We start from the raw sequence: 18,415 nt of genomic DNA, 5'->3' as shown, positions 1-18,415 counted from the left end.
CTGTCACCGAGGGGAGGAATACTCAATATGGATAAACATGGGGTTTTTAAATCTGTTTGTTCACTAGATTGCCCGGACCAATGTGGGTTGCTTTTGCATAAGGTGGATGGAAGAGTTGTGAAGGTGGAAGGTGATCCGGAGCATCCGGTGACGAAAGGGAATATTTGTAATAAGGTTCGGAATATGGCGGAACGGCTTTATGATGAAAACCGCTTAAAGTATCCTATGAAGAGAATTGGAGCTAAAGGTGAAGGTAAATTTGAACGAATCAGCTGGGATGAAGCGATTGCTACAATAACTTCCAAGTGGAAAACACTTATCGAAACAGAGGGTCCTGAAAGTATTCTCCCTTATAGTTTTTATGGAAACATGGGGCTGCTGAATGCGGAGGGGATGGACCGCCGATTCTTTCACCGCTTGGGAGCATCACAACTGGACCGGAGTATCTGCTCTTCTGCTGGCTCGGTTGGCTACAGATATACGATGGGTGGCAGCTACGGCATTGACCCGGAAGATACGATTCATTCCAAACTTATTATTTTTTGGGGTATCAACGCAGCTAGCACCAATATGCACCAAGTAGCTCTGGCGCAAAAAGCACGCAAACAAAACGGGGCTCAAATTGTCGTTATTGATGTGCATAAAAACCAAACTGGAAGATTAGCAGATTGGTTTATTCCGATTTTACCAGGGACTGATAGTGCTCTCGCATTAGGACTTATGCATATTTTATTTGCTGAAAACCTGGTCGACTCCACCTTTTTACACCAATATACTGTTGGCTATGAGGAACTTCGCGAGCATGTGATTCAATATGACCCTGCTACTGTTTCAGGTATAACTGGGGTTCCTGTTGAAGATATTTATAAGCTTGCTAGAATGTATGGGAAAACCTCGCCTTCCTTTATTCGGATTGGCAATGGCCCGCAACACCATGACAATGGCGGTATGTTTGTCAGAACGGTTTCATGTCTACCGGCATTGACAGGTCAATGGCTCATCAAAGGCGGCGGTGCCATCAAAGGAAATTCAGGGTATCTTTCGGTCAACACCACAAAACTGCAGCTTCCAAGATTACTGAAAAATAAACAGACAAGGGTAGTCAACATGAACTTGCTTGGAGAAGCTTTGTTAACGGCAGACCCGCCTGTAAAATCACTGTATGTATACAGCAGTAACCCTGCGGTAGTTGCTCCAGAGGGGAATAAAGTCAGAAAGGGTCTTGAGCGGGAGGACTTATTCGTCGTCGTCCACGATTTATTTTTAACCGAGACCGCCAAATACGCTGATATACTACTTCCTGCAACATCGTCTTTTGAGAATACAGATATATACACTTCCTATTGGCACCATTACATTCAGATTCAGCAGCCAGTCATAGAAGCGTATGGGGAGTCAAAATCCAACGTCGATGTTTTCCGTCTTTTGGCCAAAGGAATGGGCTTTGAAGAAGCCGCATTTGAGGATACAGAAGCAGAAATGATCGCACAAGCACTTAATCAACCAGCCAATCCGTATCTGCAAGGAATTGATTATGAAACTTTAGTAGAGAAGCATTTTATGAAAGCGGAGGTAACCCCACTGTTTCTGGGCAAATTGCGAACACCTATAGGGAAAATTGAATTGTACTCAAAGCGGATGAAAGCAAATGGATATCCTCCACTGCCAACTTACACTCCCTTAGTTAATGACGGAGAACATCCTTATCAATTTATTCCTGCACCCAATCATAATTTCCTAAACTCTACCTTTTCAAATAACCAAAAGCACATCAGCCTTGAAAAGGAACCTCGATTGTATATGAACAGCAAGGACGCTAAGTCATCGGGGATTGAAGATGGCGACCAGGTCCGGGTCTGGAACCAGCGCGGAGAATGTCTGTTAAAAGTGACCGTAGGCGAAAATGTCCTTCCAGGAGTAGTCGTCACCCAAGGCCTCTGGGCGGATTTAGACGGCTCAAAACAGCTCGTCAACACCCTAACACCCGATCGAATCGCCGACATGGGCGGCGGCGCAACCTTCTTTTCTGGGCGTGTCAGCGTCGAAAAAATATACAGTGATGTATAAACGGGTGAAAACATCCGTTTTCACCTTGGTGACAGGCACCGCCATTTTGGCGGTGCCTTCCTTTTATAGTGACAGCTCTCCCACATTTTGAAGTGTCACACCTGTTTCTTCTATTCCTTTTTCTTCTTCTACTGTGCCTGTATTAAGTCGAATGATGTTTTGAAGAACGCCTTTTAGTTTCTTTTTGCGAACAACGACTTCACCTAAGATATCTAATGCTGATACTTTGGAGCGTAGCACGTCTTCACTTACATCGGCATCAAGGACGAGCTGGCCGTTGACGATGAAAGTAGCTGGCTGGTTTAAGGCTTGGAATTGGTCGTTTGACCATAACTCCTCCCCTTCAATTAAGATATAGTTATTTTCGTAGGACAAAACTTCTGTTTCCAGCAGACTTAATAGCTCATAAACGAGATCTTCCACTTCCTCGTGGCAAATAATAACAGAAGTAGAATGAATTTTTTCAACTGCTTTTGTTAGCACTTCTCTTGAAACATCGCTCTCAATAATAACCGGTTTATTGGTAAACAATTTTTTCTGTTGGAATCTGCGAATCGAACGGGCATTCAGGCGCAGCGGTTTACCCAAAACCTCATATCCGGCAGGAATTACTTCCACTATACAGGTTGTTAAAGAAACGACTTTTTTATATAAATAAGCTTCTTGATTTTCAAAGATTTCGAACTTTCCATTCACTTCTAACTTATTAATTTTCTCATTAAACAAATCAAGATTCAGATCCTGCGCAAAAGTTAGCAATCCATTTACAACCAGAAATAAAGGTTCATCTATTGATTGTAGAAAGGAATTCGTCAATGTAAATTTACCATTCTCTAATCTTGGCGGTGCACCATTATAGGTTTCAACTGCTCCGTTATTTTTTTTAAACATCCTGCCGGCCGCTCCAGATAAATGTTCAGGACAATACACTTTTCCGTTTACCATCAAGTTTAAATTCCCAGCTTGAATCTGGTCCGGTTGAACATTCCGATCAATAATCACCACACCGTTTACTAAAAGAAGGACTGGCTCAACAATGGAAGACAGATAGTTTTGGTCCAAATTAAGAACTCCATTAAAAAGGCGGTAACCAGTTGGCACCTCTAGACTCGACCCGATATTTCCAATATTCAAGCGAGTTAATAGGTGAGCATTTTCTTTCCCATAAAGAACGAGACCGACATTTTCAATCCGTTCTATACCTTTAATACTCTCTTCCGTAGCATTTACCAAATTTAATAATCCCACATTTCCAATACGTTGACTCATTATTTTTCCTCCTCCAAAATTGTTCGTAACCGTTTTATTGCGAGTTGAAGTTTATAGCGTACCGTTGAGGCTGGGAGCCCTAACTGAGCGCCAATTTCCTGACTGGAAAGCCCTAACCAATATCTTTTAAAAATTAAATCACTTAAATCCTGTGGCAAATGTCTAATTAACTCGGTTATTTCTAAGTGGCTGACACCGGCCTGCTGTATCGGAAAATCAAGGTCTTCTTCCCACTGTGTCAATCGTTGTTCCTTCCGTCGGTCATCAATCAACCTATTTTTCATGACCCGAAAAAACCATGCTCGCTGCTTATATTCCGGCAGGGTGAGAAGCTCTGGTTCATTTAGCGACTTTATCATTGCGTCCTGAACGAGGTCATTTGCCTCCTGCCCATGCCTTGCAATGGAACGGGCAAAACGGAAAAGATCATCTTTTAACTTTTCATATAAATCACTTACTTCGACCTTCACGTTGACCACTCACTTTTATTCATTTTTATCTCTTAGGAAAATCATGTATTGCTTTCAGAGTTGTTTTTGCCGCTTTCATGTAGATAACGATTGAGGAAAGGAAAGTGTTGGAGATTTTTTAAAAAAAAATTTAAAAAGTGGAGTTTTCTATAGATTAATATAGAAGGCAGATTGTGCCAAGAAAAAAGACAAGTTCCATATTTATATGGTCCCTGTCTTAATGTTTACTTACTATCTAACTCTAATGGTCTTAGTCTCGCTTCAATATCCGCCCTGCGGGGTTCCAGAAATGGCGGAAGTGCAAGTTTTTCCCCCAATTTTTCAATCTGTTCATCCACGTCAAAACCTGGGGTGTCGGTAGATAATTCAAAAAGGATATGATTTGGTTCTCGGAAATAGAGGGCTTTGAAGTAATACCGTTCAACTTTACCTGAATTCATGAGTCCCGATGCGGCGATTCTCTGTGCCCAATAGTCATATTCTTCTTCATTCGGAACGCGAAAGGCAACATGATGAACACTTCCTCGCCCTGGTCGCTCCCTAGGCAAATCTGGTCTCGTCTCGATATGCACCTCTGCTCCAGACCCGCCTTCACCTGTTGTGAAAACCAGAATATCCGGGAAATCCCCTGCGAGCGATGGATATGTGCCAGCCTGTGTAAAACCCATTACCTCAGTTAAAACTTTAACCGTTTTGTCCGGAACACCAACCGTTAAAGTCACAGGTCCCAAACCAACGATGGCATGCTCTACCGGGACTTCACTTTTGTCCCAAGGAACACCAGCAGTAACACCTTCTTCACCGTTATCTGCCACCAAAACTAAACGAGTTCCCTCAAAATCCTGAAACGCAAGCGTGTCGCGATTGTTTCGCTTCTCAATTTGCCCATGTTGAATCCCAAACTGCTTAAAACGATCTTCCCAGTAGTGGAGCGCATCACTGTCCTTCACACGAAGTGAGGTAGATGAAATACTGCCGACACCGGGATACGTATGCCCCAATCCAGGTATATCAAAAAACGTAATCTCTGTCCCTGGACTTCCCTTCGCGTCACCATAAAATAAATGATAGGCTTCTGTATTATCTTGGTTGACTGTTTTCTTGACCAATCTCAAACCTAAAATCTTTGTATAAAATTGAAAGTTCCTCTCCGCCTTACCCGTTAAGATCGAAACATGATGTAAACCTAACAGCTTCATTTGAAGGCCTCCTAATCAAACTTAGTACAATAATTATCTCGAATTCAAAGTAATTGTACTCAAAAATTGAGCGTCCGTCAAATTACCGACCACAGACAATGTCCACCTCAAGGTAAAATCACGAGGAAAAAGGCGTGCCTGAGATTGGCACGCCTACTTTTTTATACAACTAATAATTGGATTCTAATATTATCAATTGTCTTTATTAATTATTACGTATTACTTTAATGTAGTATTTCTTCTCTTAACGAAGAATAAAACACTACCAGCTATAACTAACATTAATCCTGCAAGTAAATTGTTATAGTTGTTTGTTGCTGTGTTCGGAAGTTCATGGTTACCTTTAGTTGGAGTCTCAATAGAATCTGGAGTGCCTTCGAATACACCAAATGTACTGAAGTGATCTGTATAAGCTGAAACTTCGCCATTATTGTATTCTCCGCCGATTAGCTCCCAGTTCTTTTTCTCTTCATTCCAATAATAGATTTTTACATCTTTAGGATTTTTAACTTGTTTTGGATCAACCTTAAATGTAAGTTTAACTTTTTCATTGAACTTATGATACTCTTTGCCATCTACTTCAATCTTAAAGTCATAAACAGCTAATGCACCTTTTGCTTCCATTTTCTTCACACTAATATCAAGATTTTCTGCTAAAGGCAGCATAGAAGCAGGGATTTGTACATCTACATTTCCATTGCTAACCACAATTACTGCATTAGCACTTTTCAAAGCTTGAACTTGTGCTTTAGTAAGAGCTAAAGTTGCATTTGTTTTATTATCAACTTCAAAAACAACTACTGCTTTATCTTTAAGATTTTCAAGTGCTTTTTCACTAATTGTATACTTGTTACCTATTTTAGTTACTGGAACTTTAATTTCTGTTGTCCCATCTGTATTACCTGGCACTTCGCCTGGGTTCTGGCCTGGGTTTTCGCCTGGGTTTTCACTTGGTACTACTTGAGTTACATCTAAAATTCTGCCTTCAACTTTAGTTGGAATTCCTTCGCTTCCAATACTAACTAGATGATCACGGAAGTTTTCCCAATCTGAAAGACCTAGGTCAGTTACACGTCCTTCAGCATATGCTTTTGCAAAGACATCATAGCCGTCTCCGCCTTTTGCTGTAAAGGCGTTTGTTGCAATCGTGTATTTCACATCATCTTGAACTTCTACATACTTACCTGTTTCATTCAAATAAGATACAGAAACAATACGTTGTTTTGCTGGTTTCGTCATATCATATACGACTTTACCACCTGCTACATGCAGGAATCCGCCATTTTCTGCTGGGTATTGAGAAAGAGAAATTTCAAATGCTGCTTTTAATTCAGCACCTGTTACGTCCATTGTTGCTAGAGTGTTATTAAACGGAAGTACAGTGATTACCTCACCTACAGTGATTGGACCTTGGTTGATACCTGCACGGATACCGCCACCGTTTTGTAATGCCATAATAACATTCTTGCCAGTGAACGATTTTGCCTTCTTAAGCATTCCATCTGTAATCAAATTCCCTAGAATAGTTTCATTTTTACGTACACTTGGTTTCGTATTATCACCGTTTGTACGAGGAGATTCCAATGCAATTGGAGTAGATACACCAATTTCTGTTTTAGATACCTTAGTTACTTGTGTTTGATATGGTTCCAATACTTTTACTGCTTCAGGGTCAGCAGCTATTTTAGTATCAATTGCAATTAATCTGCCATTATAAGCTTTTACAACACCCTTATCATCAAAATCAACATTTAGGACACCTAAGTTACTGTTTGAATTTCCAGTTTGAACAATTACAGTAGGAGTTGCATCTTTCTCAATAAGAGTTGGTTTTGTTAATGCTGTATGGGTATGTCCACCCACAATCACATCAATGCCTTCTACCTTCTCTGCAAGAATTAAGTCATTATCAATAGTTGGATTGTCATCATAACCTATATGAGTCAAGGCAACGATGCGTTTAACACCTTGTGCTTCTAGTGCTTTTACTGCCTTTTTCGCTTCTGTAAGATAGTTTTCAAACTCAATTGAACCAGGGCTTGAAATATCTGCAGTTTCTTCTGTTGTTAAACCGAAAATACCAACTTTTTCACCGTTTACCTCTTTAATGATTCCATTGTAGATTTGACCATTTTCAACATTTGCTGCATATAAGTCAGTGAAGATATCTTCAAATTTCTCATCATTTGAAAAATCAACGTTTGCACTTACAAATGGGAATTGAGCTCCCTTAATAAAGTCAGCCAATTTTTGATGGCCTTGAGCTGAAGAACCTAGGTCAAATTCATGGTTACCAAAGGTCATCGCATCAAATTTCATCAAATTCATTATATCTAAGTCGGCTTTTCCTTGGAATTCATTGAAGAACAATGTTCCAGTAAATGCATCCCCAGCATGAAGGAGAAGCGATCCAGGATACGTAGCTCTCATATCCTTCAGAGCTGTAACTGTTCTAGGCATGTTCTCTAAAGCTGCATGTGTATCATTAGTATGAATAATTGATAAGTCAGGGAAATCGAAACCTAGCTGAACGACTACAGGATCATGGTCAGATGCTTGTCCCTGTTCTTCTGTGAAATTCGCATTGATATGAACCATATCAACAATTGCATTTGGTACGAGATTCTTTGTTACTAAAACGTGGTCTAATACTTGGTTGTTACCTTGGAAGAAGTATGAGAAACGATCTTTCTCAGGAACAAGGTCAACCATATTTGTTAACTCATTGCCTTTAAGTTTTGCAAGCACTGGTGTGAATTCAAAATCATTCATATCTCCAGCTACAACTACATTAAGGGCAGGATTTTTTGCAAGACCTGCTTTGATAAAGTTATTTATTTCTTGAGCCAATCCTAGGCGTTGTGTTTCAGAGCCTAATTTAGGCGGTTGGCTTGAACCCCATAGAGATTCATCTCCACCTTTGGAATTTAAGTGAGCTCCAATAACTACTACGCGCTCACCTTTGAATTCGAACTCGGCAGCGATTGGTTTACGTGTTCCAGCAAATTTTTCTGGATTAACCACACCTGGGTTTAGTGTTAAGTTCCCCTTTTCAGTCCATCCGTTTGCTTGAGTACTCGTACCATGAGTTCCTTCAACCAATTTAACTCGTTCAGGATTATATAGGTAACCAACCCGGATATTACCTCCAGGGGCGCCACCGTTTGTATTGTTTACAGGAGCAACATCTGTCCAATTATATGTTGGACCGCCAGCATCCTTGATTGCCTTAATTAAACGCTCATAGCTTTGCGTAGCATCTACATTTCCTGAATCAGTTTCTCCGTCATTATCTTGAACTTCTATAAGAGTAATGATGTCAGGAGATTTCATATTTTCTACAAATGTCTTTGCGATTTTTGCAACCTTCGCATCTGGTGTGTTTGCTGTATTGTTTGAGAAGTTTTCAACATTGTAAGATGCAACAATTAGTTTTTCATCTTCACGTTCAATATTTGTAACTTCTGCTTTAAAAGTTGATGGGATAACTGAAGGCAATGTTGTCTTATTAGTTACAACCTGATAGCCTGTGCTTGCATAAGAAACGATACCAATAACATTCCCATCAAATTTATCACCTGAACGATAGTCGTTTCCAACATTGTCTAGCATGATTTTTTCTGGGTTATAGTCATCTTTTGCAATATTAATACCACCAGCAACATTCAATGTGTTATTTGATGTGCTTGGAACCATAATAGGAATATCGTTTGAGTACGGAGGTCCAACTACAACTGGACTTGGGAATGAAACGCGCATATATTCAACGGATTCCCAGAAGTCAATGCCATCTTCTGCTGGATCATACGACTGCATTTTGTCATTATCAATGATTTTGTTTGGAGGCAAAATATCTTTGCCAACTACAAGTGGTTCAGGTAATTCTGCTGTACCTGTTTTCGTAACTGCTGTTGCAGTAATTCGTGTTGTAGACAGGTTTGCACCGCCGCCATTTTCTGTAACTGTTCCGTCAACCGTTACTGTATCACCAACGATAACTCCATGAGCTGTTTTAGATACTTCAATTGCTTCTGATGTCGCCTTGTCATTGTCAGCGGTAGTAATATCCTGCATAACAAAACTATTATTACTAAATTTGTGAGTTACAACACCTGTAACTGCTTTTACAGAAGCGCCATTATATTCGGAAACATGTCCTTTTCCTTGAATATCATGGATTTTTACACCTTCAGTATTTAAAATCTTATAAGTAAAGCTGAATACTTCACTTACAGTTTCACCTTTTACTGCAATAGCTTTAATAGTTGTTTCACCAGTTTTTAATTCTATTGGTGCAACATATTTTGCGCTTGCTGCAGTTGGTGTTGAACCATCTGTTGTGTAGTGGATTTCAGCACCTTCAAGGCCAGAATTCAACACAATTTTTGTATCGGCCGGAACAACACCTTGTGCCTGTGATACATAAACTGCTGGTTTGTTTACTAGATCATAGCTGTCGAGACCAGTAGTCTTTAAGTTGAATCCATTATCGTCTACTGAACCAAGTCCAACAATATGAACTAGATCGCCTTCTTTGTAATGCTTAACTAATTCATCATAATTAGAACCTGTACGGTTATCATGAATAACTCTAACTGTTTCCCCGCTTTCAAATTTAGCTTGGAAAGTAGCAGTTCCGTAGCTATCCTTAGTCATCTCAGTGATTGTTACTCTTTCAAGCTTCAGTAATTCACCTTGAGTTGTTTTATCTACTGCCTTAACAGACTGTGCTGCAGGAAGTTGATTTCCGCTAGAAATAATGACTAGACTCGTAGGTTTAATCTCTAGTTCACCTTTGTATAATACTAAATCACCAGTAATTTTTACTTTATCACCAGGTTTTACACTTTGCGGGCTACTAAAGACATACATCCCAGCAGTTTCATCTTGCATATAAAATGTCTCGCTGCCCCAAAGACCGGATTTGGTTGTTGCAATACCTTCAATAGTTACAGTTTCACCAACCGCTTGTCGTGCTTTTTCAATTGAAATAGCAGGAATTGGTGCTGGTTCGTTTGGTTCTTCAGGAGTGACACTTCCAAGGAAATGTGTTCCAAGATTTGTGAAATCATCAATATTGGAACGGGTCCATTCCTGATTATTATTAAATTCATCTTTAAGGTTAGTATCCCCTGTTAATACATTGCTTTTCCTAACAAAAGTGCCATCTACCGCCCAATTTACTGTTGTTCCTACTTGACCAATTGAATCAATGATTGTTCCGCCTTTTTTAAGAACGATAGGATCATTTCCATTAAAATTAATAACAGTTGAATCTACAAGATTCCCCTTGCTTTTTATACCTTCAGCTGCTTGATTATTATATAAAACATATGTTTTGCCATTTTCTAATGTACCGGATAAGCCTAGGCTTTTTGAAACTGCTTCTGCACCGTTTGTATGAATTCCAAGGGTGTACTGGCTTAAATCAACATCCGCACCTGTTCCATTATATAGTTCTATAGCTTTGTTAAAACTTGATCCCTCAATATATTCAGAGATAATCAAATCTGTAGCTTTAACAATTTCAGCCTTTGCATTTGTCCCAGCCACTGGTGAAAGTAAACCCATAAGTAAAACAGGCACTGTGACAATACTCAAACTCTTTTTATGTCTCTTTTTCATATTTTTCCCCCTAAGACTAAATCAATCGCCATTTACATTAAAGTGCATTAATTTTCTGTATGACCCCTCTAATTCCCCAATTCTAGCTATCCTCTTAAGTACTTTTGATTTATTACTTTAGATAAGGTTATAAATATAAACCGCTTTCATGAGTAGCAAAATTCTAACTACTTCTATTATTCAAACACCTCCTGTAAGAATTATATTATTATATAAATCTACTAACAAGGAAAATTATTTTTTTGTAATAATTTGACGATTTATCTTAAGCCTTAATAGATTAACTTTACAAATTATAGGATTATATCAATGAAAAATTTGTTTGCATACAGAAAAAGCCCTTTATTATGGATAAGTCAGGTGGTAAACCTGTCCTAATCCACTAAAAAGGACTCACACACGGACAATATTAAACGAAAAAATTAGCGAAAGAGTCATTCAAGACTTTTTCCTTTTCACTTTATTCCAAAACGTGGATATGTCGAATTTCCCTCACGGTTGGATGTGCTAACAATTTTTATACTACCTTAAATATTGAGGAACTTAGTAACCTTCCCCATTTGCGTACATTTAATTTGCAAATTCATATCTTAATATAGATTACTATCTTTTCAAACAGATATCACTAACAACGGAGGGAGTCCTTTTCACCCTATTTTACTGGTTATAATCCCAAACGATCTTCCATTCGTCTTTCTCTTGAACGGCAAATACTTCTTGTGCCAGTTCAAAGTTACCGTAGGTTCCTTTGTAGGTTTGAGTCACAAGGATTTTGTAGACATTTTTCATGGCTGGTCCTGTTTTGGACATTTTCCATTGCTCGATATTCTCAGGTTCACTCATCGCAAAGTCAAACGTTTCAACGCCAAAGTGGTTCATGAACACATGGGCCCTGTCTTGAATATAGTGCCCTTTCCCGAATCTTTCCTTCATGGTTGAATGAAAAAGCTCCCAAGAAGAAGCAAATTCCCCCTCCTGTTCATACAAATAAAACTCCTCCACCACAGCAGCTGCCTCTGCATCGGGCGAAAACCAAGCACCCCTTATTAGCATAAAAACAGTAACGATACAGACCAGCAGCACCATTCCCATTAAAAAACCTTTAATCGACGCGGATTTTCTAGACATGTACCTCTCCTTTAATACAGACCCCCATACTAAAGACTATGTCCAGCCTCGTCCGAATATTAATAATGTTCGGCCTAACTGTCCTCCTGAGGTGGACAGTGTCCACGAGCGGTGCCTGTCACCATGGCACTAACGAAATTGATCCTCGATAAATTCTAGTTCTTCCTGAGGGGTAAGTAGACGAGTGGCTTTGCCGATGTTTCCGTTTTGGAAGGACCAGATGCGATTGTGAGCGCTTACGGCATTACTGAAGTCTTTTCGTATCCACGGTTCAAGGATAGCTAAGAGCATATCTTTCGTACTGCCATTTTGGAAGTCCTTATTTTTTATTACATTAAATAATGTCTGGACTTTTTCGGCGGTGATTTCGGAGGAACCCCATTTTTTGTCTGCCTCCACCTTTTGATGTGTCATATCGTGAACTTCTTGGATTAGCTCCCCATCTTTCATTGTTTCATATTCTTCCGTCACATCGCTCGATACAGGAGTCTCAAAGCTTTTATCGATTTTTGTTTGTGCCTCTTTCGCAGCAACGGGATCATTTTTCTTTAAGTTTAATTCCAGCCCGCGCTCTTCACTTAAGTAAAAATAGGCTCCCACAATACAAGCTAGAATCCCAACGATAGGACCCCATACTTTCAATTTTTTCATTGTGCTCTCCCCCTTAACCCTAATCTATCTAATTTCGACTTGGCAAAAGCCCAATTTCTATAATTATACAAAATTATCCCAGATACTTGTACATATTATTTAAACATGGATATCACGAATGAATACTGTCCCTCTCAAACATCGGTGGCATCCTTTTTTTTGCAAAAATAAAAACCGCATTGTCATACTTTAACACCCAATCAAAGAAAATGGCTCTTACTAACAGTACAGGAAGGCTTGAGTGTAAGTGAAATTGCCCAAAAGGAAAAGGTGTCATTATCTGCGGTAAAAAATTGGCGTAAGGGAGCTCGCGACAAATTAAAATTATCTATGGGACGTAATTAACTCTCAGTTGCCTAAGTAAAAAGGTGTCTGCCACTATAATGGATCGGCGCCTTTATATGAGGACAACGAGCCAGTAGCAATGGAGGAAGAATATTAGGGTATAGAAACTTGAAGCAAAGACAGTGAGTCCCTTTGTAAGAGAGGATGTTGGTACTTTTTTAAAAAGAATAAATAAGTAAAGGCACAGCGAAAATCCCATCTTGGTAATCAGAAACAAAGCTGGATCTGCTTCATATATTCTATTCATGAGCGGGTTCATTTCCTGTATCATTGAGTTTTCCAAGCCAAAGTAAGTAATCAGAGCATCAAATATATTTAAGAGAGATAAATAATGAAAAAGTAAGACCACTGTAACCTTACCTCCTTGGTTGTTCTTAATAACGGATTTCTTTTTTGATGGTATGTATTCCTTCTAATTAGTAAGATAATCGTTTGACAATTTCTTCTTAATATCAACTGAACAATCAAAAATAACACTTTATTGATAGTTGAAATTGGCGTTATGGGTCGAGATTGAAAAAGAAAGCTCGAAGGAAGTCGCCTAATTCATACCCATGTATTAATAAAAAGTGACAGAGCGTGAAGGCGAAAAATGGTTATTATATTACAATTTATTAAAAAGAAAGGCTCAGAGTAGAAAACTCTGAGCCTCTTTTACGTGCTAAACAATAAAATTCTGCATTTCCATCAAATTTCACTCGATGCTTTGGTGTGCTCCCACTCGTGACTAGTTTCTTATAGCTTCCATTCTGGAAAGTCTTTTATCTTTTGTTTTTCATACTCTGTCATTCTGGAGTACGAGTGTGACAGTTTTGAAAGGATGTACCCCTGAGGGCTAGCAGTTTCTTCGTGATCGTTAACCTCTTGTAGTTTGATATTGGTAAACATAATAGCTATTTGAGCTAAACTCTCGATTGTGTCCATCAATTCAGGGTTGTCATTGTAATTTTTCTTGGCAATGGCATAAACAGTATCAAGTCTGCTCCTAATGTGCTTTAGTGTTTCTGCGTCAAATTGGTCTTTTTTCATTACATTTCACCCCTTATTACTAAAGCATATGGAGTTTCAGGTGATGTGGAACGGACGAAAATAAATAAATATTTTCAAGAATAAATCCGTTTTAATAGAAAAAAGGCATTTTCTCTTTTTCAAATTGAGAAAACACCTTTTTTTCCTATTACTTATTTAAAAAATATTGATAACAGACAACTGCCTCTGCCTGTTTAAAGCCCTCTTGAATATATAGCGCTTGAGCACGCTCATTCTCTCCGTTTACACTAAGGATGGTGCGTTTATAACCTTTTTCCTTGGCAAATCTTAAAGAAGCTCTCAGCAGGCTTCTTCCTAACCCGCGGCCTTGATACTCAGGCAATATTGCGACAGGCCCTATGTTCATAATAGGTGCCTCATCATATTCATCATCTGCTCCTCTAATTACTCCTACCGGCTTTTCCTGATCGAAAAGGATCATCATCCCGCCTTCAAGGTAATCATCATCGGTTGACAGCTTTTTTACCCCCTCAGTGGTGAGCGGTGTTTCACTGCCTTTCAGAGTTGAAAAAGCAGCATTTCGTACCTTTAGCCAATGCTCTTCATCCTGTCCTGGACGAAAAGTTCTAAGCTCATAACCCTTTGGCAGTTCGACTTCTGGTACGTCCAGGTCCTCTCTTACAAGCAGAAAAGCATATCTTTCCACAGAAAACTTCAAGCCCTCGATCATCTCTATCAATTTTTTATTTATTACTGGGATAAACAGAAAAACCTTATCTAGGTCAGTTGTATGTTTTAACACAGCCTCTAGCAGTTGCTGATAGCATTGCATATTTTGAGTTTCGCAATGAAAAATCCGAAAGCGAGCCCTTTTTCCACGTTTATGATAATCATCCATGACCAGCGAAGCTGCTCCGACTATTTCATCCTTCTCATTTAACGAAAGATAAGTAGGATTTTCATCATCAACGACAAACTCCCGTAATTCAAAATCATACAAATAAGAATCATCAACCTCTGATCTATGCTTTTTACAATAAGCAATAAAATCAGAAACTCTCTCTTTCTCTAAAGATACAACCCTCATCTGCTCCCCCTCCTGTAAATTTTTAGTCCATTGCAATTAAATTAAGATTTTGGCTGAAATAACTCTAGAGTCTCCCCATCTGGACCCTTAAAGAAAATATACTTGCTGCCATTTGTCAAAGTAGAAATTTCTTCATTTGTGAATTGTATCTTCAACTTTATAAGTCGTTCAATTTCTTCCTCAATATCGTCCACCGTAAAGGCAATATGATGAACCTTTCCTTCATCAGGAAAAGGATTATCCTTCCCACAAATAAGTTCAACAATCACCTGTCCACTAGCACGATCCCCTAAAAAAGCCAACCCAGTCGTTTCATTCGCTGCAAACCTATCCAGCAAATCCAACCCTAAAACATTCTCATAAAAATCAATAGAAACCTCCAAATCACTCACCATCACACCAACATGCTCTAACTTATTAACTGCCATAAAAAAACCTCCTTATTATGGTGCCTGTCACCAAGGTGAAAAAGACGTATTTTTCACCATTTATGCAAATTGTACCATTTATACATTCATTTATGTATGAAACCTATTGTAACCGTTTAAACTGTGTTTGAAAAAGGGGGACGCAATGATGCGAGGTCTGTTTATTTTTATTTGGTGTACGGCCATTTTGATTTTTACTTGTACCTCAAGCTTCCATAATTTAATTCAATTTGGTGTTGTAAGGTTTCGTTGGGACGGTCAGCCAACATTTTATGATTTCCTATCACCACTCCCCTATGACCTTAGTCAGGGATTCCTGTTGCAAAAGTTAGGCCATATAATAGCTTTTCAAGTTTTTACTATTCTGTTGTTAACTAAATTTAGATCTCATATGATAATCCTGGCTATGGCTGCTTCCTTTGCGGCTCTAACCGAATTTCTGCAATTATATTTCAACCGGGGTGGAAGGGCTTTTGATATTGGATTTGATTTAATAGGTATTTTACTGGCTTTAGCGATTGCAGACCTTTTCAGGATAAGACATTCCAATCACACCAATTTAAATAATTAAAGCACTTTTACAGACTAAAACTACCTTTCACTTGAATTTCATCGATACTTAAGCAAAAATAAATAGATTCGATATACAAATGAGGTGTAGTGTTGTGGAGTGGAAAATTAACAAAGTTCAAAAAGACCAAGTAGACCGATTTGAGATTGTTCAGGAAGATGTTACACTGCCAAACCAAACAGATATGCATTTCTCTTATGTGAATTTTTCAAAGGGTGTTTGTATTTTACCGATAACGGAGGACGGGAAGGTCATTTGTATTCGGCAATATCGTCATGCAGTCAAGGAATGGCAATGGGAGTTACCTGCAGGAGCGATTGATCCTGAAGACAAAGAACCACTTTCCGCAGCCAAAAGAGAACTTGAGGAAGAAACAGGCTGCCAGGCTAAAAACTGGATAGATCTAGGCAGTGTTTACCCCTCTCCTGGGTCCACGAGTGAGCAAATTTTCCTTTTTGCTGCAACCGACCTAATAAAAAAAGAGCAGCAGCTGGAAGCCACCGAACAGATAGACTTACATACCATCGAAATGAACGAGTTAAACCAGCTCATTAGTAGCGGGGATTTCAAACACGGCGCCGGACTCGCAGCCATCCTACGTTACCTCATAATAAATAATTAATAAAAAAGGGTTTTAGCACAACACGTGCGAAAACCTTTTTTGTTATTAATCAATACACCTTATGACAGGCACCATCCACTAGAAAATATTTTATTTATTCTAACTATGATGTATTATAGTAATATTAAATTTGAACGTTATGAGGGGGATTTAGGATGAGGTTGTCTGGTGAGGAGTTAGAGGTTCTTTCGATTCTGGAGGAGAATCATAGGATTCCTGTGGAAGATATTGCGTTGATGGTGAATTCGAGTGTGGAGGATGTTTCTGCGATTATTAAGAAGCTGGAGGATGAGAAAATCATTGTTAGTTATCCGGCTTTGATTGATTGGAGCAAGGTGGCTGGCGAGGAAAACATCGTTGCCATGATTGATGTAAAGGTGACCCCGAAACGCGGAGTAGGTTTCGATGAGGTGGCGGAAAGAATTTATCGTTTCCCTGAGGTTACATCTCTTTATCTCATGTCCGGTGCGTATGATTTATCGATTACCATTGAAGGTAAAACCATGAGTGAGATCGCTAGGTTTGTGTCGGAAAAGCTGTCGACGATTGATAATGTGATTTCCACAACCACTCATTTCATGTTAAAAAAATACAAGCATGATGGCGTCATTTTTGGCGAAAACAATGATCGTGATCGTCGGATGGTGGTTTCACCATGATGAAGGAACACCAACACTATTTATCTGAAATGGTAAAAGAATTAAAGCCATCTGGAATCAGGAAGTTCTTTGACCTAGCTGCCTCTATTAAGGGCGTCATTTCCCTAGGTGTTGGGGAACCAGATTTCATCACGCCGTGGAGCATTCGGGAAGCAGCTATTTTATCTTTAGAAGAGGGCTACACCTCTTACACTGCAAATCCAGGGTTACTTGAATTAAGACAGGAGATAACTGCCTACTTAAACAAGCGGTTTGGGGTCGAGTATAATCCTGTCGACCAAGTAATTGTAACGGCCGGTGCCAGCCAAGCCATTGACCTAACCTTCCGCGCCATCCTAAATCCTGGTGACGAAGTACTGATTATTGAACCAGCTTTCGTTTCATATGCACCATTAGTTACGTTGGCAGGAGGGAAGCCAATTCCGGTCTCAACACACCCAAGTAATGGCTTCAAGCTTACACCTGAACAAATCGAGAACGCGATTACGACCAAAACAAAAGCAATTTTACTATGTTCACCAAATAACCCGACGGGTACCTATTTAAACAAAGAAGAACTTACAAATATTGCAACAGTGGTAGAGAAACACGACTTACTTGTTATCTCTGATGAAATCTATGCAGAATTGACCTATGATGATGAATATACAAGCTTCGCCTCTATCGAGGGCATGTATGAACGAACCATCTTGATCAATGGCTTCTCCAAAGGATTTGCGATGACAGGATGGCGACTAGGTTTCTTAGCCGCTCCTAAACCATTTACGGAACAAATGGTAAAAATCTTACAATATACAACGATGTGTGCACCGCATATGCTGCAGCACGGCGCGATCGAGGCTTTACGAAATACGTATCACGAAGTGGAAAGCATGAGAAGAAGTTACCGTAGAAGACGAAATTTTATTGTTCAATCGTTAAACAATATTGGACTCGACTGTCACACACCAGGCGGAGCTTTCTATGTCTTCCCTTCTATTAAAAATACTGGCATGACCTCAGAGCAATTTGCCGAAGAGCTTTTACTGGCAGAAAAAGTAGCCGTTGTTCCTGGCAGTGCTTTTGGCGAGAGCGGCGAAGGGTATATCCGATGCTCCTATGCTACTTCTATGGAACAACTTCAAGAAGCCATGCAGCGAATCAAACGGTTCATGGATTCATTGGAATTAAAACAAAATCGTGTCCAAGAGCTGTCTACAAACAATTAAATGCTTTTAAAAAAACGTCAAACCCCAAGGGCTTGACGTTTTTTTATAATGGTTTCATATACAGGAAGTGATTTTGGAGTAATAAGAAGTATGATT

General features: G+C 39.3%; 15 protein-coding genes and 1 pseudogene. 6 read left to right on the top strand and 10 right to left on the bottom strand.

Annotated features, from left to right (window positions below; translation table 11 throughout):
- The first annotated feature begins 27 nt into the window (after positions 1-27).
- Positions 28-2,067 carry a molybdopterin-containing oxidoreductase family protein gene (locus ABC255_RS04390; protein ID WP_412991613.1) on the top strand — a complete coding sequence of 680 codons (2,040 nt, stop codon included), beginning with the start codon at positions 28-30 and terminating at the stop codon, positions 2,065-2,067.
- A 63-nt stretch (positions 2,068-2,130) separates the two neighbouring features.
- Here the strand turns inward: ABC255_RS04390 and ABC255_RS04385 are convergent, their stop codons facing one another.
- From ABC255_RS04385 to ABC255_RS04360, 6 genes are all read right to left on the bottom strand, one after another.
- Positions 2,131-3,336 carry a hypothetical protein gene (locus ABC255_RS04385; RefSeq protein WP_412991612.1) on the bottom strand — a complete coding sequence of 402 codons (1,206 nt, stop codon included), beginning with the start codon at positions 3,334-3,336 and terminating at the stop codon, positions 2,131-2,133.
- Positions 3,336-3,806 (bottom strand): RNA polymerase sigma factor, encoded by a 471-nt coding sequence (locus tag ABC255_RS04380; protein WP_412991610.1) that lies wholly within the window; start codon positions 3,804-3,806, stop codon positions 3,336-3,338. The genes ABC255_RS04385 and ABC255_RS04380 overlap by 1 nt, the downstream gene beginning before the upstream one ends.
- Before the next feature lie 224 nt (positions 3,807-4,030).
- Positions 4,031-5,005: a ring-cleaving dioxygenase gene (locus ABC255_RS04375; RefSeq protein WP_412991608.1), complete on the bottom strand. Its 975-nt coding sequence runs from the start codon at positions 5,003-5,005 to the stop codon at positions 4,031-4,033.
- Positions 5,006-5,224: 219 nt separating this feature from the next.
- A complete protein-coding gene (locus tag ABC255_RS04370) occupies positions 5,225-10,630 on the bottom strand; it encodes a 5'-nucleotidase C-terminal domain-containing protein (RefSeq protein WP_412991607.1) in 5,406 nt (1,801 codons plus the stop codon).
- 657 nt (positions 10,631-11,287) lie between these two features.
- Entirely contained in the window at positions 11,288-11,758 is a 471-nt protein-coding gene (locus tag ABC255_RS04365; RefSeq protein WP_412991605.1) for a hypothetical protein, read from the bottom strand.
- Positions 11,759-11,887: 129 nt separating this feature from the next.
- Positions 11,888-12,409 (bottom strand): DUF6241 domain-containing protein, encoded by a 522-nt coding sequence (locus ABC255_RS04360; protein WP_412991603.1) that lies wholly within the window; start codon positions 12,407-12,409, stop codon positions 11,888-11,890.
- A gap of 198 nt (positions 12,410-12,607) precedes the next feature.
- On the opposite strand from ABC255_RS04360, the pseudogene ABC255_RS04355 reads away from it, so the two are divergent.
- Positions 12,608-12,754 (top strand): annotated as a pseudogene (locus ABC255_RS04355) (sigma factor-like helix-turn-helix DNA-binding protein); the annotation flags it as partial.
- Positions 12,755-12,806: 52 nt separating this feature from the next.
- Here ABC255_RS04355 and ABC255_RS04350 read toward each other — a convergent pair.
- From ABC255_RS04350 to ABC255_RS04335, 4 genes are all read right to left on the bottom strand, one after another.
- Positions 12,807-13,103, bottom strand: a complete 297-nt coding sequence (locus ABC255_RS04350; RefSeq protein WP_412991601.1) for a DUF5658 family protein — start codon at positions 13,101-13,103, stop codon at positions 12,807-12,809.
- Between the two features lie 386 nt (positions 13,104-13,489).
- The gene (locus ABC255_RS04345; protein ID WP_307308079.1) at positions 13,490-13,783 is read right to left on the bottom strand and encodes a hypothetical protein; all 294 of its coding nucleotides are present in this window, start codon (positions 13,781-13,783) and stop codon (positions 13,490-13,492) included.
- 148 nt (positions 13,784-13,931) lie between these two features.
- A complete protein-coding gene (locus ABC255_RS04340) occupies positions 13,932-14,831 on the bottom strand; it encodes a GNAT family N-acetyltransferase (RefSeq protein WP_412991598.1) in 900 nt (299 codons plus the stop codon).
- Positions 14,832-14,872: 41 nt separating this feature from the next.
- Positions 14,873-15,259: a VOC family protein gene (locus ABC255_RS04335; protein ID WP_412991596.1), complete on the bottom strand. Its 387-nt coding sequence runs from the start codon at positions 15,257-15,259 to the stop codon at positions 14,873-14,875.
- Between the two features lie 145 nt (positions 15,260-15,404).
- Between ABC255_RS04335 and ABC255_RS04330 the strand changes: the two genes are divergently transcribed.
- From ABC255_RS04330 to ABC255_RS04315, 4 genes are all read left to right on the top strand, one after another.
- The gene (locus ABC255_RS04330) at positions 15,405-15,830 is read left to right on the top strand and encodes a VanZ family protein (protein WP_412991594.1); all 426 of its coding nucleotides are present in this window, start codon (positions 15,405-15,407) and stop codon (positions 15,828-15,830) included.
- A 94-nt stretch (positions 15,831-15,924) separates the two neighbouring features.
- Positions 15,925-16,452, top strand: coding sequence for an NUDIX hydrolase (locus ABC255_RS04325; RefSeq protein WP_412991592.1), 528 nt, complete (start codon positions 15,925-15,927; stop codon positions 16,450-16,452).
- A 155-nt stretch (positions 16,453-16,607) separates the two neighbouring features.
- On the top strand, positions 16,608-17,111 hold the full coding sequence (locus ABC255_RS04320) for an Lrp/AsnC family transcriptional regulator (RefSeq protein WP_412991590.1): 504 nt from the start codon (positions 16,608-16,610) through the stop codon (positions 17,109-17,111).
- Positions 17,111-18,319 carry an aminotransferase gene (locus ABC255_RS04315; RefSeq protein ID WP_412998480.1) on the top strand — a complete coding sequence of 403 codons (1,209 nt, stop codon included), beginning with the start codon at positions 17,111-17,113 and terminating at the stop codon, positions 18,317-18,319. The genes ABC255_RS04320 and ABC255_RS04315 overlap by 1 nt, the downstream gene beginning before the upstream one ends.
- Positions 18,320-18,415 lie beyond the last annotated feature (96 nt).

The sequence above is a fragment of the Neobacillus canaveralius genome (assembly GCF_047237705.1).
Lineage (GTDB): Bacteria > Bacillota > Bacilli > Bacillales > Cytobacillaceae > Neobacillus > Neobacillus niacini_K.
This window is presented reverse-complemented; position numbering and strand designations above follow the sequence as displayed.

Excerpts from the sequence above, each read along its gene's own strand:
- ABC255_RS04385 (WP_412991612.1), bottom strand. The coding sequence starts at position 3,336 with ATGAGTCAACGTATTGGAAATGTGGGATTATTAAATTTGGTAAATGCT.
- ABC255_RS04330 (WP_412991594.1), top strand. The coding sequence starts at position 15,405 with ATGATGCGAGGTCTGTTTATTTTTATTTGGTGTACGGCCATTTTGATT.
- ABC255_RS04365 (WP_412991605.1), bottom strand. The coding sequence starts at position 11,758 with ATGTCTAGAAAATCCGCGTCGATTAAAGGTTTTTTAATGGGAATGGTG.
- ABC255_RS04375 (WP_412991608.1), bottom strand. The coding sequence starts at position 5,005 with ATGAAGCTGTTAGGTTTACATCATGTTTCGATCTTAACGGGTAAGGCG.
- ABC255_RS04315 (WP_412998480.1), top strand. The coding sequence starts at position 17,111 with ATGAAGGAACACCAACACTATTTATCTGAAATGGTAAAAGAATTAAAG.
- ABC255_RS04370 (WP_412991607.1), bottom strand. The coding sequence starts at position 10,630 with ATGAAAAAGAGACATAAAAAGAGTTTGAGTATTGTCACAGTGCCTGTT.
- ABC255_RS04335 (WP_412991596.1), bottom strand. The coding sequence starts at position 15,259 with ATGGCAGTTAATAAGTTAGAGCATGTTGGTGTGATGGTGAGTGATTTG.
- ABC255_RS04390 (WP_412991613.1), top strand. The coding sequence starts at position 28 with ATGGATAAACATGGGGTTTTTAAATCTGTTTGTTCACTAGATTGCCCG.
- ABC255_RS04360 (WP_412991603.1), bottom strand. The coding sequence starts at position 12,409 with ATGAAAAAATTGAAAGTATGGGGTCCTATCGTTGGGATTCTAGCTTGT.
- ABC255_RS04345 (WP_307308079.1), bottom strand. The coding sequence starts at position 13,783 with ATGAAAAAAGACCAATTTGACGCAGAAACACTAAAGCACATTAGGAGC.
- ABC255_RS04320 (WP_412991590.1), top strand. The coding sequence starts at position 16,608 with ATGAGGTTGTCTGGTGAGGAGTTAGAGGTTCTTTCGATTCTGGAGGAG.
- ABC255_RS04340 (WP_412991598.1), bottom strand. The coding sequence starts at position 14,831 with ATGAGGGTTGTATCTTTAGAGAAAGAGAGAGTTTCTGATTTTATTGCT.